The organism is Telluria beijingensis (genome assembly GCF_030770395.1).
GTDB classification, from domain to species: domain Bacteria; phylum Pseudomonadota; class Gammaproteobacteria; order Burkholderiales; family Burkholderiaceae_D; genus Telluria; species Telluria beijingensis.
Genome location: NZ_CP132480.1, coordinates 268,427 through 283,553, shown reverse-complemented (window position 1 = coordinate 283,553; position 15,127 = coordinate 268,427). Strand labels below are relative to the sequence as shown.

General features: G+C 66.6%; 14 protein-coding genes. 4 read left to right on the top strand and 10 right to left on the bottom strand.

From position 1 onward, the window contains the following. Positions 1-3 precede the first annotated feature (3 nt). The 3 genes from Q9246_RS01245 to Q9246_RS01235 all read right to left on the bottom strand — a co-directional run bounded on the left by Q9246_RS01245 (position 4) and on the right by Q9246_RS01235 (position 2,680). Positions 4-1,200, bottom strand: a complete 1,197-nt coding sequence (locus tag Q9246_RS01245) for an efflux RND transporter periplasmic adaptor subunit (protein ID WP_306394821.1) — start codon at positions 1,198-1,200, stop codon at positions 4-6. A 410-nt stretch (positions 1,201-1,610) separates the two neighbouring features. Further along, complete coding sequence (locus Q9246_RS01240) at positions 1,611-2,456, bottom strand: alpha/beta hydrolase (protein ID WP_306394820.1); 846 nt, start codon at positions 2,454-2,456, stop codon at positions 1,611-1,613. Next, the gene (locus Q9246_RS01235) at positions 2,453-2,680 is read right to left on the bottom strand and encodes a hypothetical protein (RefSeq protein WP_306394819.1); all 228 of its coding nucleotides are present in this window, start codon (positions 2,678-2,680) and stop codon (positions 2,453-2,455) included. Before Q9246_RS01235 ends, Q9246_RS01240 begins: the two co-directional genes overlap by 4 nt. Positions 2,681-2,824: 144 nt before the next feature. Here Q9246_RS01235 and Q9246_RS01230 point away from each other — a divergent pair, with 144 nt between their 5' ends. The 4 genes from Q9246_RS01230 to Q9246_RS01215 all read left to right on the top strand — a co-directional run bounded on the left by Q9246_RS01230 (position 2,825) and on the right by Q9246_RS01215 (position 5,821). Next, positions 2,825-3,802 (top strand): LysR family transcriptional regulator, encoded by a 978-nt coding sequence (locus tag Q9246_RS01230; RefSeq protein ID WP_306394817.1) that lies wholly within the window; start codon positions 2,825-2,827, stop codon positions 3,800-3,802. 42 nt (positions 3,803-3,844) lie between these two features. Beyond that, the gene (locus Q9246_RS01225) at positions 3,845-4,291 is read left to right on the top strand and encodes an Mpo1 family 2-hydroxy fatty acid dioxygenase (RefSeq protein WP_306394814.1); all 447 of its coding nucleotides are present in this window, start codon (positions 3,845-3,847) and stop codon (positions 4,289-4,291) included. 100 nt (positions 4,292-4,391) lie between these two features. Beyond that, positions 4,392-5,330: a DMT family transporter gene (locus tag Q9246_RS01220; RefSeq protein WP_306394813.1), complete on the top strand. Its 939-nt coding sequence runs from the start codon at positions 4,392-4,394 to the stop codon at positions 5,328-5,330. Further along, positions 5,327-5,821, top strand: a complete 495-nt coding sequence (locus Q9246_RS01215; RefSeq protein ID WP_306394810.1) for a GNAT family N-acetyltransferase — start codon at positions 5,327-5,329, stop codon at positions 5,819-5,821. The genes Q9246_RS01220 and Q9246_RS01215 overlap by 4 nt, the downstream gene beginning before the upstream one ends. 280 nt (positions 5,822-6,101) lie before the next feature. On the opposite strand, the gene hutI is transcribed toward Q9246_RS01215, so the two are convergent. The 7 genes from hutI to Q9246_RS01180 form a co-directional block, all read right to left on the bottom strand. Beyond that, positions 6,102-7,313, bottom strand: a complete 1,212-nt coding sequence (hutI, locus tag Q9246_RS01210; RefSeq protein ID WP_306394809.1) for an imidazolonepropionase — start codon at positions 7,311-7,313, stop codon at positions 6,102-6,104. After that, the gene (locus tag Q9246_RS01205) at positions 7,306-7,911 is read right to left on the bottom strand and encodes a HutD/Ves family protein (RefSeq protein WP_306394807.1); all 606 of its coding nucleotides are present in this window, start codon (positions 7,909-7,911) and stop codon (positions 7,306-7,308) included. Before Q9246_RS01205 ends, hutI begins: the two co-directional genes overlap by 8 nt. An 8-nt stretch (positions 7,912-7,919) precedes the next feature. Further along, positions 7,920-9,290, bottom strand: a complete 1,371-nt coding sequence (locus Q9246_RS01200) for a formimidoylglutamate deiminase (RefSeq protein WP_306394805.1) — start codon at positions 9,288-9,290, stop codon at positions 7,920-7,922. Then, complete coding sequence (gene hutG, locus Q9246_RS01195) at positions 9,287-10,075, bottom strand: N-formylglutamate deformylase (RefSeq protein WP_306394804.1); 789 nt, start codon at positions 10,073-10,075, stop codon at positions 9,287-9,289. The genes Q9246_RS01200 and hutG overlap by 4 nt, the downstream gene beginning before the upstream one ends. A gap of 23 nt (positions 10,076-10,098) precedes the next feature. Then, on the bottom strand, positions 10,099-11,640 hold the full coding sequence (hutH, locus tag Q9246_RS01190) for a histidine ammonia-lyase (RefSeq protein ID WP_306394802.1): 1,542 nt from the start codon (positions 11,638-11,640) through the stop codon (positions 10,099-10,101). A gap of 15 nt (positions 11,641-11,655) precedes the next feature. Beyond that, positions 11,656-13,365, bottom strand: coding sequence for a urocanate hydratase (gene hutU / locus Q9246_RS01185; RefSeq protein ID WP_306394801.1), 1,710 nt, complete (start codon positions 13,363-13,365; stop codon positions 11,656-11,658). 91 nt (positions 13,366-13,456) lie between these two features. Further along, entirely contained in the window at positions 13,457-15,127 is a 1,671-nt protein-coding gene (locus tag Q9246_RS01180) for an amidohydrolase (protein ID WP_306394799.1), read from the bottom strand.

Here is a 15,127-nt window from a genome sequence, read left to right as displayed (position 1 = left end):
CGATTACTCCTTGATGTCGGCCAGGGCCACCTTGGCATCCGCAACTGCGGGTGCGGCAGGCGCCACCATCGGCACGATCTGCGCGGCGATCGGCGCACCGGGACGCACGCGCTGCAGGCCGTTGACGACGATCTTCTCGCCCGGCTTCAGGCCTTCGCGCACCACGCGCAGGCCATCGTCCAGCGGTCCGAGCTTGACGGCGCGGTACTCGGCCTTGCCCTCTTTATCCACCACGTAGACGAACTTGCGGTCCTGGTCGGTGTTGACGGCGCGGTCCTGGATCAGGATCTGCTGGCTCGGCGCGCCGCCGGCGATCTGCACGCGGGCGAACAGGCCGGGCGCCAGCTGGCGGTCGGCGTTGGCCAGGGTGGCGCGCATGCGCACGCTGCCGCTGCGGCTGTCGAGCTGGTTGTCGACGAATTCGAGCTTGCCGCCGTGCGGGAAGCCTTCTTCGCCGGCCAGGCCGACCTTCACATCGACCGGCTGGCCGGCATGGGTGCGGCGGCTGACGCGCAGATAGGTGTCTTCGTCGCCGTCGAAGCTGGCGTAGATGCGGTCCAGCGATACGACCGACGTGAGCACGGCGCTGGCGTCGACCAGGTTGCCGAGGGTGATCTCGGCCTTCGAGACGCGGCCGTCGATCGGCGCGGTGACGCGGGTATAGGCCAGGTTCAGGCGCGCGGCTTCATGCTCGGCCGCGGCGGCGCGGGCGCTGGCGTCGAGTTCCTTCTGGCTGGCGTCGCGTTCGTCGAATTCGCGCTGGGCGATGGCTTTATCGGCCAGCAGGCGCTCGGCGCGCTGCAGTTCCAGGCGCGCCAGGTCGGCGCGGGCGCGGGCGGCGGCAGCGGCGGCCTGGGTACGGTCGGCTTCGGCCTGGTAGGGACGCGGGTCGATCACGAAGAGAACTTCACCCCGTTTGACCTCGGCGCCCGGCTTGAAATTGACGGCGGTGATGTAGCCCGAGACGCGCGAGCGGATCTCGACCACGTCGATCGCTTCCAGGCGACCCGAGAATTCCTGGGTCTCGAGGACGGCTTTCTCGACCACCACGGCGGCCGAGACCGGTGGTGCGGCAGGCGCTGCTGCCGCGTCATTGCTGTTGGCGTCGGCGCAGCCGGTCAGCCCGGCGCCGACCAGGCCGCTGAAGGCCAGTGCAGCAACGATCACACGCAGTTTGCCCTGTTTTGGCTGGTTATTCATGATTAACCCTTCTTATTAACAACGATTAAAAAAGACAATAAAACCCCGTCCGGCGTCGTCGACATGTCGTGTCGAGCGAAACGCTGGCGAAAAGAAGCCCCTTCCGCACCGCCGTGCGGAAAAATTCAGTGAATGGATGAAGCGCGGCCGGTCAGTTCATGCCGGCGGCGCCGGGCTCAGCCCTGGGGACAGTCGGGCGCTGCCAGGCGCCGGTCCCTTGGCGACTTGTCGTGCTGCTGATCGTGTTTCATGGCACCTCCATTATCAACTTACTGTTACTTACCTTTTTATAGTGCAAAAGACGCAGTTACAAAGATTCCCCCACCAGTGCGCTTGGCACAGTGTCTTGCGATGTCTTTACTTGCCCGGCGACGCGCCAGGCTTGAGGAAGGCGGTTTGGTGCTGAGCGGTCAGGCGCTCCCGCGCCCCTCCAGCCGCGCGAGGAAGCTGGAGATTTCGAGCATGGCCTGGACCTTGCAGGCGCATTCGTTGCGCCCGTTCGGATCCTGCAGGTCGGGTGCAGCCATGCGGCGCACCGTGGTACAGATGCCGGCATTGATCAATTTAGCGCCGTATTGTTCAGCCTCGTCGCGCAATGGATCGTCTTCGGCCGACAAAATCAGCGCCGGCGCAAGGTTCTTGAGGCGGCTCGAGTGCAGCGGCGCCGCATACGGGTGCGAGCGGTCGGCCGCGTGCGGCAGGTAGCCGCGGTAGGCGGCCGCACATACAGTAGCCGCTTTTTCGCGATCGGCACAATAGGTCATTTGGCGCATCGAACCGGTACTCAAGGCCGGGTCGAGCATCGGCATGACCAGGATCTGGCCAGCCAGGGCGGGGCCGCCGCGGTCGCGCGACATCAGCGCGCATACCGCCGCCAGGTTGGCGCCGGCTTCGATGCCGGACGTCACCAGGAGCTTGCCGTTCCAGCCCAGCTTGGCCTTGTTCTTCTTGGCCCATTGCAGCACCGCATGGGCATCCTCGACCGCAGCCGGGAAGGGGCTCACGGTCGCCAGCGTATACGTGGAGGCCAGCACCAGCGGCAGGTGGTCGCATTCGGCCAGGGTGCGCAGGAAGTCGTCGCACTCGTCCAGGTCGCCGCTATCGAAGCCGCCGCCGTGGAAGTGCACTACCAGCAGGTCGCGCTTGGTGGCGGGGCCGGCGGCGTACAGCCGCGCGGCCAGCGGGCCGGTGGCGCCGCCGACTTCGAGCTCGCGCACCTTCAGGGTGCGGTCGACGGCATCCAGCACGGCGCTCATCGGGCGTCCCCCTGCTTGCGGAGCTGGACGATGCGCTGGTCGACCTCGGCACAATCGCCGGCGCAGCTGATCTGCATCTCGAGGGACAGCGCGTGAACACCACGGGCTTCGGCGCCGGCGGCGCGCGAGTAGGCATCGGTGCAGAGCAGGGCCGCCAGTGCGACGCCGCTGACAGCGACTGCTACCGTGGTAAAGATTCCGTCCTGAATGTTCCGATGGCTCATGGTCCTGCTCCGTCTTCTCTCGATAAATACTTTGTTGCGATGCACACATAATAGTCTTCATCTACAATCAGATAAAGATGGCAATACCGAATTGATTGTTCGGATTGCTGAACAATCGCTGCAATTTGCTCCGGAGAAGAAGATATGAACAAACTCCAGGCCATGGAAGTGTTCGTGCAAGTGGTCGATGCCGGCAGCTTCACGCGCGCTGCCGAAACCCTGCAATTGCCCAAGGCAACCGTGTCGACCTTGATCCAGGCGCTGGAATCCTCGCTGGCCTCCAAGCTCTTGCATCGCACCACCCGCCACGTGTCCGTCACTTCCGACGGCGCGGCCTATTATGAGCGCTGCGTGCGCATCCTGTCGGACGTGCGCGATGCCGAGGAATCGCTGTCGCGCCACCGCTTCAGCCCCAGCGGGCGGCTGCGCGTGGATACGCCGACCGGCTTGACGTCCGAGATCCTGATCCCCGCCCTGCCCGACTTCTTCGAGCGCTATCCCGACATCACGCTCGAGCTTGGCACCACGGACCGGCCGGTCGACCTGATCGAGGAAGGCGTCGATTGCGCCGTGCGCGGCGGCGAACTGGTGGACACCAGCCTGATTGCGCGCCGTGTCGGGGTGATCAACTTCGTGACCGCCGCCTCGCCGGCGTATGTCGAACGGTATGGCATGCCCATGCATCCGCGCGACCTGGAGCGCCACCGCTGCGTAAACTATTTTTCGGCCAGGAATGGCAAGATCCTCAACTGGGATTACAACCGCGATGGCGAACGGATCGACATGACCCTGCCCGGCGTGATCGCCCTGAACGATTCGAGCGCCTACGTGCAGGCAGGGTTGGCGGGCCTGGGCGTCATCAATATGACCGACTATCTGCTCAATGAGTACCTGGCCACCGGCAAGATGGTGCGCCTGCTGCCGGACTGGCGCTGCGATCCGCTGCCGGTGCACGTCGTCTATCCGCACAACCGCCACCTGTCGGCCAAGGTGCGGGTGTTCGTCGAATGGATTTCCGAACTGTTCGCCAACCATCCCAACCTGCGCCTGCAGCCGGCCGACACCGCAGCGCCGGTACCGCCGCTGCCGCCGGGAGCCCGGCAGTTGGGACAGGGAGACTGAAGGGAGCGTAGAATCGTCGGTACAACAACCGGAGACGCCGCCATGGAATTTTCCTCTACGCCGCGCGATATCGATATCCTGCTGGCCCGCTATGCCGAGAGCCACCGCAATCCCGTCAATGAAGTGATCCATTTCGTGTGCATCCCGGCCATCGTGTTCAGCCTGCTGGGCATCCTGTGGGCGATGCATCCGGTCGTGGCGCTGGCGGTCGTGGCCGGCGCGCTGGTGTATTACGCCCGTCTGTCGCGTCCGTTTGCCCTCGGGATGGCGGCAATGGCTGCGGTGATGCTGGGGCTGCTGAACATGCTGCCAGATGGCACCGTACTGGTGACCTCGATCGGTGTCTTCGTGCTGGCCTGGATCGGACAGTTCATCGGCCACCATATCGAGGGCAAGAAGCCGTCGTTTTTCGAGGACCTGCGCTTCTTGCTGATCGGGCCGTTGTTTGTACTGAGCTTTTTCTACCGACGTATTCGCCTGGCCTGGTAGGATTGGCGGCCGCCAACATTACGTTGTGATTTCGACACACCGTATTGGCGGCTAATAAAAGATGCCGGCAGGAACTATGCGGGCGAACTATACTCCCGCGATGTCTTCTCCCGTCCTCTTCATCATCGCCTCACTGATCTGGGGCTCGACCTTCTGGGCCATTACCCTGCAGCTGGGACACGCCGCGCCCGCCGTATCGGTGGCCTACCGCTTCTTCCTCGCCGCGGCGGCGCTGTTCGCCATTTGCCTGGTGCGGCGCGACCGCCTGTCGCTGCCCTGGCGCACCCACCGCTGGATGGCGCTGCAGGGTCTGCTGACCTTCTGTATCTCGTACATCTGCACCTACGAATCGGAGCAGCACATCGTCTCCGGCCTGGTGGCAGTGATGTTCGCGCTGATGGTGTTCTGGACCCCGATCTGGAGCCGCGTCTTCTTCGGCACGCCGATTGGCCGTCGCACCTGGGCCTGCGGCGCGGTCGCCACCGTCGGCGTGACGCTGCTGTTCTGGCACTCGATCGGCGACGCCTGGCAAGAACTCCAATCGGGTGGCGACGGTCACTTCTTGGCAGGCATCGTGCTGGCGCTGGCCGCCACACTGGCCAGCTCGGCCGGCAGCATCGTCGTCAACAAGGTCAAGGAACAATCTTCCAACCTGCCGCTGACGATGGCCTGGTCGATGCTGTGGGGCGCTTCGATGGTGGCGGTATGGTCGCTCGCCAATGGCGACGCCTTCATCCTGCCTGACAGCGGCACCTATTGGGCAGGCCTGTTCTACCTGTCGATCTTCGGCTCCGTCATCGCCTTCTTCGCCTATTTCACGCTGATCGGCCGCATCGGCGCCAACAAGGCCGTCTACATCGGCGTCGTCACGCCGGTGCTGTCGGTGCTGCTGTCGATCCAGCTCGAAGACTACCGTCCCGGCCTGCTCGAATTCCTGGGCATGGTGCTGTGCCTGGCCAGCGTCGCCTGGGCCGTGCGCGCGCCTGCCGTCAAGAGCGTGCAATCCGCTAACCTCAACAATGCCATCGAATCGCCATGAGTCTGACTACCACCCTGTCCATCCGTCCCGCCCAGCCGCAGGACGTCGCCCACATCCACGCCATGATCGTGGAACTGGCCGTGTTCGAAAAACTCGAGCACCTGGTGGTCGCCACCGAAGCGCTGCTGCATGAAGGGCTGTTCGGCGCGCAGCCGTCGTGCGAGGCGATCGTCGGCGAAGAAAACGGCGATGTCGTCACCTTCGCCCTGTTCTTCCACAACTTCTCGACCTTCCTCACCAAAAAGGGTTTGTACCTGGAAGACCTGTATGTGAAGCAGTCGCACCGCGGCAAGGGTTACGGCACGCAGATGCTGCAACGCCTGGCGCAACTGGCGGTCGAGCGCGGGTGCGGGCGTTTCGAATGGTCGGTGCTGGACTGGAACGAGCCGGCGATCCAGTTCTATAAAGCAATGGGTGCGGACGTCATGCCGGACTGGCGCATCTGCCGCGTGACCGGCGACAGTCTGGCGGCCCTGGCGGAGCGCCGCTGAGAAAAGCGCAGGCCCAAAGAAAAGCCCACGGGGCCTTGGCGCCGTGGGCAAACCCATTTTGGCAAATGGGGAGGGGAGATGGGAATCACATGAATGACTATAGTCGGCCATTCTTAATGATCCATTAAGCCTTACATTTGCTTACCGCTGTAACCGCCTGTCACCGTGTGTCGGTTTTGTTTCTCTGTGTGTTCATCATTACCCAGGCGGGAAAGCCGGGATTGAGGGCGATCAAGGGCCTACCCAATGTGCGTGTCGGGTGTTGCGTGGGGTGGACGGATCAACCGGGAAGATGTGGGGTGCGCACGACGCCGCCATTCACCACGGCCCGGCAGGGATTGAAGCCGATCGCATACGCCAGGTCGGCCGGCCGGGCGATATTCCACAGCGCCAGGTCGGCGCGCTTGCCGACCGTGAGCGTGCCGATATCGGCCTGCAGGCCCAGGGCCAGTGCGCCGTAGGCGGTCGCGCCAAGCAGGGCTTCCTGCGGCGTGAGGCGCCACAGGGTGCACGCCATATTCATTGCCAGCAGCAAGGACGTCATCGGCGAGGTGCCGGGATTGCAGTCGGTGGCCACCGCCATCGGCACGCCCGCTTCGCGCAGCGCGGCGATCGGCGGCATCACCGTCTCGCGCAAGAAGTAATAGGCGCCCGGCAGCAGCACGGCCACCGTCCCGGCATCCGCCATCGCGGCGATGCCCTGCGGGCTCAGGTGTTCCAGGTGGTCGGCCGACAGGCCCTCGTAGCGCGCCACGAGTTCCGCCCCGCCCTGATCCGATAATTGTTCTGCATGCAGCTTGAGCGGCAGGTCGAGCTTGCGCGCCGCCTCGAACACGCGTTCGGTCTGGGCGGCCGTGAAACCGATGCGTTCGCAGAAGGCGTCCACCGCATCGACCAGGCCCTGCCCCGCCAGCGCGGGCAACATGCGCTCGCAGACCTCAAGCACGTAGTCGTCCTGGCGGCCGGCGAATTCGGGCGGCAGCGCGTGCGCGCCGAGGAAGGTGGTGGCCACCCGCACCGGCAACAGTTCGCCGATGCGGCGCGCCGCGCGCAGCATGCGTTCTTCGGCTTTCAATTCCAGGCCGTAGCCCGACTTGATCTCGAGCGTGGTCACGCCCTCGGCCAGCAGGGCGCGCACGCGCGGCAGGCTGGCCGCGACCAGTTGCTCGACGCTGGCCTCGCGCGTGGCGCGCACGGTGGACATGATGCCGCCGCCCTGGCGCGCGATGTCTTCATAGGTGGCGCCGTTCAGGCGCGCTTCCCATTCGTTGCTGCGGTTGCCGGCGTGGACCACGTGGGTGTGGCAGTCGACCAGGCCGGGCGTCATCCAGGCGCCGCCGCAGTCGTGCACCTGGCTGGCTGGCGGCGCGTCGGCGCGCTTGCCGATCCAGGCGATGCGGCCATCCTTCACGGCCAGCGCGGCATCCGGCAGCTCGCCGTAGCCGTCCTCCATCGTCGCCAGGTGGACGTTGGTGAACAGCAGTTCAGTCATACATCGCCTCGTCGTCGTCCTCTGAATAGTAATGGACGTCGACGATGAAGATCGTGGCCTGCCCCGCTTCCAGCGACCACACCGTGCCCTGGTCGAGGATCACGGCGTCGTAGCGCACCAGGCCGACGCGCTCGTCGTCGCTGGCCAGTTGCAGGCTGTCGCCCTCGGCCAGGAACAGGATCGTCACCTCGGCGCGCGCGACGAAGGTGGAGTCGCCGCTCAGGCGACGCCGGCCGAACTGGTGCCAGCAACGCTCGCTGCGCGACATGACGTTGAAGTCCAGGGTCGGGCCGCGATTGAGCCGCGCGCTCACCTCGGACGCGCCGTCGAAGGCGACCACCGGTTCGGCATCGCTGATCAGGGCCGGCTCGCCATCGATCTGCAAGGTCATGCCGTGGCCGTCGACCAGCGCCAGCGTGCGGTCCACGCCCGGGAACTGCGAGAACGCGCCGTCCTCGGCGATGGTTGCCAGGCTGACGCGCCAGTCGAAATCGTCGAAGCCCGCCTCTTGCGGGCCGATCGCGATTTCGGTCGTGCTGCCGCCGCCATTCTTCCATGGCACCGGGGACAAACCTGCAAACGGAATCAAGACAGTCATTGCTTCACCTATGAGGTCACTGCGCGCAAATCCCTGAGCGCCTGGCGGTAGCGCCGGGCGATCTCCTCCTGCGCCACGTGGCGCCCGTCTTCCACGACCCAGCGGCCACCGCACAGCACGTCGCGCACCAGGTTGTCGTTGCCACAGAATACAACACGTCCGAGCACTTCGGCCTCGTTCACGCCATCCAGGTTCGGATGAGCGTCGTCCAGCACCAGCAGGTCGGCGCGCCGGCCGGCCTCGAGCAGGCCCACGCGCCGGCCCGCAGCATGGGCGCCGCCTTCCAGCGCGGCCCGCCACAGGTAGTCGCCGACGTGCCGTTGTGCGCGGGTGTGCGCCACATTGCGCTGCTGGTGCAGCAGGCGCTGGCCGTATTCGAGCCAGCGCAATTCTTCCACCGGGCTTTGCGACACATGGCTGTCGCTGCCGATGCCGAAGCGCCCACCCGCCTCGATGAAGGGCGCCAGCGGGAACAGGCCGTCGCCCAGGTTGGCTTCGGTGGTCGGGCACAGGCCGGCCACGGCGCCGCTGCGCGCCAGTGCGGCTGTCTCGGCTTCGTCCAGGTGGGTCGCATGGACCAGGCACCAGCGCGCATCGAGTGCGACATGGTCCATCAGGTACTCGACCGGACGCCGTCCGACATGGTCCAGGCACTGCTGCACCTCGCCCTGCTGCTCGGCGATATGGATGTGCAGCGGGCGATCCGGCGGCAGGCCGCTCGCCAGCGCCCGGATCTGGTCGATCGTGGCCGCGCGCAGCGAATGCGGCGCGGCGCCGACTTCGAGCTGGCCATTGCGCAGCGGGCCCAAGGCCTCGACGATGCCCAGCACCTCGTCCACATTGGTACGGAAGCGCGCCTGCGCTGGCTTCAGGGGCTGCTCCCCGAAGCCAGCATGGCTGTACAGCACCGGCAGCAGGGTCAACCCCATGCCGGTCGCCGCGCCCGCCGCGGCCACCCGCTCGGCCATCTCGGCCGGCCGCGCATAGCTGCCGCCATCCACGTCGCGCTGCAGGTAGTGGAATTCGCAGACCGAGGTATAGCCGTGGCGCAGGCATTCGGCGAACAGCTGGGCCGCGATGGCTTCGATCTGCTCGGGCGTGATGCGGGCGGCGAAGCGGTACATCAGGTCGCGCCAGGTCCAGAAGCTGTCCGGGCCATCGCCGGCGATCTCGGTCAGGCCGCCTATTGCGCGCTGGAAGGCGTGCGAATGCAGGTTGACCATGCCGGGCAGGACGTAGTGCGCTTGCCTCACTTCAGACGACGCTGCTGCACCGGGTGCGACCCGGGTCAAATCGCCGTGCGCATCCCACTCAAGCAGCACGTCACGCTGCCAGCCCCCGGGCAGCAGCGCATGGCGCGCGAACAGGGCTGTTGTCATGCACGCACCCAGTCCACCGCGGCGCCAATCATGTCGCGCAGCAGCGGTTGCAGCTCGCCGGCGACCTCGGGCCGGTAGGCGAACGGCGGCGTCTCGTCCATGTACAGGCACTGGCATTTCTCGAGCTGGATCGCGTGCACGCCATTTGATGGCTGGCCGTAGTGGCGCGTGATGTGGCCGCCCTTGAAGCGGCCGTTCAGGGCGATGGAATATCGGTCCTGGGCGCGCGCGACGCCCAGGATCGCCTGCTCCAGCCCCGGCGCGCAGGATTTACCCTCGGCGGTGCCGAAGTTCAGGTCCGGCAGCTTGCCCTCGAAGAAGCGCGGCACGATCGAGGCGATCGAATGCGCTTCCCACAGCACCACGCGGCCATGTTCGGCCTTCAGGCGATCGAGTTCGGCGCGCAACTGCGCGTGATAGGGACGCCAGTAGCGGTCCAGGCGCCGCTGCACCTCCGCCTGGTCAGGTTCCATGCCGTCCCGGTACAGGCGCTCGCGCCCGAAGGTATCGAGCGGGCACAGGCCGGTGGTGTCCAGGCCCGGGTACAGGTTGGTGTTCTCGGGCGGGCGGTTCAGGTCGATCAGGTAGCGCGACCAGCGCGCCGACAGGGTCGAGATGCCCATCTCGTCGAGGAAGCCGTACAGTTCCGGCAAATGCCAGTCGGTGTCGGCGCGCGCCTGGGCGCAGGGCGCCAGGGTCGCCGCCACCTCGTCGGGAATATCGACGCCCGCATGCGGCATCGATACCAGCATGGGAAGCCTGCCTGCCTTGAACCGGAACTCCATCGCGACTCCTCTCCGTTACGGGTTTACGGGTGCAGCACGGTGAACAACGCCTTGCACGATGCCGACAGCGCGCCGTCGACCACCAGCTTGCGCGCGGCTTCGATATCGGGCGCGAAGAAGCGGTCGGCATCGTAGGGAGCGACCTGCTCGCGCAACTGGGCATGCACCGATTCCAGCGTCTGCGAGCTCTTCAAGGGACGATGGAACTCGATCCCCTGCGCCGCCGCCAGCAGCTCGATCCCGACGATGACCGCCGTATTGTGCGCCATCTGGTCGAGACGGCGCGCAGCGAAGGTCGCCATGCTCACGTGGTCTTCCTGGTTGGCCGAGGTCGGCAAGCTGTCGACGCTGGCCGGATGGGCCAGCGACTTGTTCTCGGACGCCAGCGCGGCGGCCGTCACGTGGGCGATCATGAAGCCCGAGTTCAGGCCCGGCTCGCGCACCAGGAAGGCCGGCAGGCCGGACAGGTTGGCGTCGATCAGCAGCGCGATGCGGCGCTCGGCCAGCGCGCCGATCTCGGCGATCGCCAGCGCCAGCGTGTCGGCGGCGAAGGCCACCGGCTCGGCGTGGAAGTTGCCGCCAGAAATGATTTCGCCACCCTCGAACAGCAGCGGGTTGTCGGTCACGGCATTCGCTTCGATCAGCAGCGTGCGGCCGGCATTGGCGATCAGGTCCATCACGGCGCCCATCACCTGCGGCTGGCAGCGCAGGCTGTACGGGTCTTGCACGCGCTCGTCGCCGACCAGGTGCGAGGCGCGGATGGCGCTGCCGGCCACCAGTTCGCGGTAGATGTTTGCTGCCGCGATCTGGCCCGGCTGGCCGCGCACCGCGTGGATGCGCGCATCGAACGGCGCATCGCTGCCGCGCGCCGCGTCGACCGACAGCGAGCCGGTGACCATCGCCGCTTCGAGCAGGCGCTCGGCCATGAACAGGCCGTGCAGGGCCAGCGCGGTCGACACCTGCGTGCCGTTGATCAGGGCCAGGCCCTCTTTCGCCGCCAGCGTGACTGGCTCGATGCCGGCCGCGCGCAAGGCGTCGGCGGCGTCTACCAGCACGCCATTGTGGCGCACCTGGCCCACGCCCAGCATCGCCAGCGTCATATGGGCCAGCGGCGCCAGGTCGCCCGAGGCGCCGACCGAGCCCTGGGATGGAATCGCCGGCATGATGTTGGCGTTGTACAGGGCAATCAGGGTTTCGACGATCGCCGGACGCACGCCCGAGTAGCCGCGCGCCAGGCTGCCGATCTTGGTCAGCAGGATCAGGCGCACGATGGTGTCCGACAGCAGTTCGCCGGTGCCGACCGCATGCGACAGGATCAGGTTGCGCTGCAGGGTCGCCAGCTGGTCGTTCGGAATATGGGCCTTGGCCAGGATGCCGAAGCCGGTATTGATGCCGTAGGCCGGGTCGCCCTTGGCGACGATGGCGTCGACCGTGGCGCAGGACGCGGCGATGGCGTCCCAGGCGCTGGCGGCCAGGACCAGCGGCTGGCGCTCGGCCCAGACCGCGCGCAGGTCGGACAAGAGCATCTGGCCCGGTTGCAGGGTGAAGTGTTTGGTGTCGGTCATGGTCGTTCGATTCGATTACTTGATCATTGGGAGATTCAGGCCATTGCGCTTGGCGCAGTCGATGGCGCTCTCATAGCCGGCGTCGGCATGGCGCATCACGCCCGAGCCGCTGTCGTTCACCAGCACCCGCGCCAGGCGCTTGGCCGCCGCCTCGGTGCCGTCGGCCACGATCACCACGCCCGAATGCTGCGAGTACCCCATGCCCACGCCGCCGCCATGGTGCAGCGAGACCCAGGTGGCGCCGCCGGCCGTGTTGAGCAGGGCGTTCAGCAGCGGCCAGTCGGAGACCGCATCGGTGCCGTCGCGCATGGCCTCGGTCTCTCGGTTGGGACTGGCCACCGAGCCGGTATCGAGGTGGTCGCGGCCGATCACGACCGGCGCCTTCAGTTCGCCCGTGCGCACCATCTCGTTGAACGCCAGGCCGGCCAGGTGGCGCTCGCCCAGGCCCAGCCAGCAGATGCGCGCCGGCAGGCCCTGGAAGGCGATGCGGTCGCGCGCCATGTCGAGCCAGCGGTGCACGCGCGCGTCGTGCGGGAACAGTTCCTTGATTTTCGCGTCCGTTTTATAGATGTCTTCCGGGTCGCCCGACAGCGCCACCCAGCGGAACGGGCCGCGGCCCTCGCAGAACTGCGGCCGGATATACGCCGGCACGAAGCCCGGGAAGTCGAAGGCATCCTGTACGCCCTCGTCCTTGGCCACCTGGCGGATATTGTTGCCGTAGTCGACGGCATACGCCCCCAAGGCCTTGAAGTCGAGGATGGCGCGCACGTGTTGCGCGCACGACGCCGCGGCTTCCGCCTTCAGGCGCGCGTGCTGCGCCGGGTCCTGCTGCGCCGCCTTCCACTGTTCGACCGTCCAGCCGATCGGCAGGTAGCCGTTGATCAGGTCGTGGGCCGAGGTCTGGTCGGTGACCAGGTCGGGCACCAGGCCGCCCTCTTTCGCGCGGCGCACGAGTTCGGGCAGCACCTCGGCCGCATTGCCGAGCAGGCCGATCGAGATGGCCTCGCGCGCGTCCTTGTGCTGGCGGATCATGACGAGGGCCTCGTCGACGTCGCGCGCCTGCTTGTCGAGGTAGCGGGTGCGCAGGCGGAAGTCGATGCTGCTCTGCTGGCACTCGACGGTCAGCGAGACGGCGCCGGCGAAGGTGGCGGCCAGCGGCTGGGCGCCGCCCATGCCGCCCAGGCCCGCGGTCAAGACCCAGCGGCCGGCCATATCGCCGCCGAAGTGCTGGCGGCCGGCCTCGGCGAAGGTTTCGTAGGTGCCCTGCACGATGCCCTGGGTACCGATATAGATCCAGCTGCCGGCCGTCATCTGGCCGTACATGAACAGGCCCTTGCGATCGAGTTCGTTGAAGTGTTCCCAATCGGCCCATTTCGGCACCAGGTTCGAGTTCGCCAGCAGCACGCGCGGCGCGTCGGGGTGGGTCTGGAACACGCCGACCGGCTTGCCGGACTGGATCAGCAGCGTCTGGTCATCCTCGAGCGTGCGCAGCGAGGCCAGGATCTGGTCGTAGCACGCCCAGTTGCGGGCGGCGCGGCCGATGCCGCCGTAGACCACCAGGTGCTGCGGGTTCTCCGCGACCTCGGCGTCGAGGTTGTTCTGGATCATGCGGTAGGCGGCTTCGGTCAGCCAGCTCTTGCAGCTGAGCTGGGTGCCGCGCGGGGCCTGGATCACACGGGTCGGGTCGAAACGGGGGTCGTCGAGGTGACGGGTATCTTGGGACATGGCGGCTCCTTCGGTCGGGGATACGGCGCGGCCACCGGCGCGCACCGCAAAGCTGCTCTGAAGTCTAGGTTGTATATACAACCCCGTCAAATCATTTTTTGTACACCTGGCGGCCGGCGACCCAGGTTTCCAGCACGCCGGTCTTGTGGATGTCATGGGTCGGCATGCGGAACAGGTCCTGGTCGATCACGACGAAGTCGGCCTGCTTGCCCGGCTCCAGCGAACCCAGGTTGTTTTCCTGGTGCCCGGCGTAGGCGGCATCCAGCGTGAAGCAGCGGAAGGCTTCCTTGAGCGACATCGCCTGGTTCGGATACCAGCCGGCCACCGGCTGCCCCTGCGCATCCTGGCGCGTGACGGCGGCGTGGATGCCGAAGAACGGGTTCGGCGACTCGACCGGGAAATCCGAGCCGCAGGCGATGCGCGAGCCCTGGTGCAGGAAGCTGCGCCAGGCATAGGCGCCCTTGATGCGGTCCGGTCCGATGCGGGTCTCGGCCATGTTCTTGTCCGAGGTGGCATGGGTCGGCTGCATCGACGGGATGATGTCCAGGGTCTTGAAACGCGGGATGTCGGCCAGGGTCACGACCTGGGCGTGCTCGATGCGGTGGCGCTGGGCCGCGCTGTTGGTCGCCTTCAGTTCCTTCTGGTAGATGTCGAGGATCTGCTTGTTGCCGGCGTCGCCGATCGCATGGACGTTGACCTGGTAGCCCTTGCGCATGGCCTTGGCCATCATGGCGTCCATCTGCGCGGTCTTATAGAACAGCAGGCCGTGCGAGTGCGCTTCGTCGCTGTACGGCTTGATCAGCGCAGCGCCGCGGCTGCCCAGCGCGCCGTCCGAATACAGTTTGACGGCGCGCAGCGCGTACATGCCGTTGCCGTAGTCCTTCAGCGGCCCCTTGACGGCCAGCTGGTCGAAATCCTTGTCGGTGCCGGCGATCATGCCGTACACGCGGGTGGTCAGCTTGCCTTGATCCGCATAGGCGCGGTACAGGCGGTCTTGCGCGACGTCGACGCCGGCGTCGTGCACGCTGGTCAGGCCCACGCGCGCCAGTTCGCCCAGTGCGCGGTCCAGCATCAGCCGGCCCTCGGCTTCGGTCTGCTGCGGCAGCACCTTGGTCAACAGCTCCTGCGCGGTGTCGACCAGCACGCCGGTCGCCTCGCCATTGGCGTCGCGCACGATCTTGCCGCCGACCGGGTCCGGCGTCGACTTCGTGATGCCGGCCAGCGCCAGCCCGCGGCTATTGGTCCAGCCGGCGTGGCCGTCGACCCGCTCCAGCCACACCGGGCGGTCGGCGACGACACTATCCAGTTCCTGGGCGGTGGGGAAGCGGCCCAGCTTCCAGTTCTCCTGGTTCCAGCCGCGGCCGCGTACCCACGCGTGGTCCGCGTTGGCGCGCGCATACTCGCCGATCGACTTCAGGGCGCCGTCCAGCGAGGTGCTGTGGAACAGGTCGAGCTGGGTCAGTTGCTGGCCCAGGCCGAACACGTGGCCGTGGGCGTCGATCAGTCCGGGCAGCAGGGTGCGGCCCTGCAGGTCGATGCGTTTCGCATTCGGCGCTTTCGCGGCGACGTCTTTACTTTCGCCGACCGCGAGGATGCGGCCCTTGTCGTCGAAGGCGATGGACGTGAACTGGACCAGCTCACCTTTCCCGTTCAGCGTATAGCCGTTGGCATTGTCGATCAGGGTGTCGGCGTGGACCGACAGGCTGCCGAAGGCGGCAAGGACGAACAGGGAACACTGCAGGGGAATCTGGCGTACGCGCAT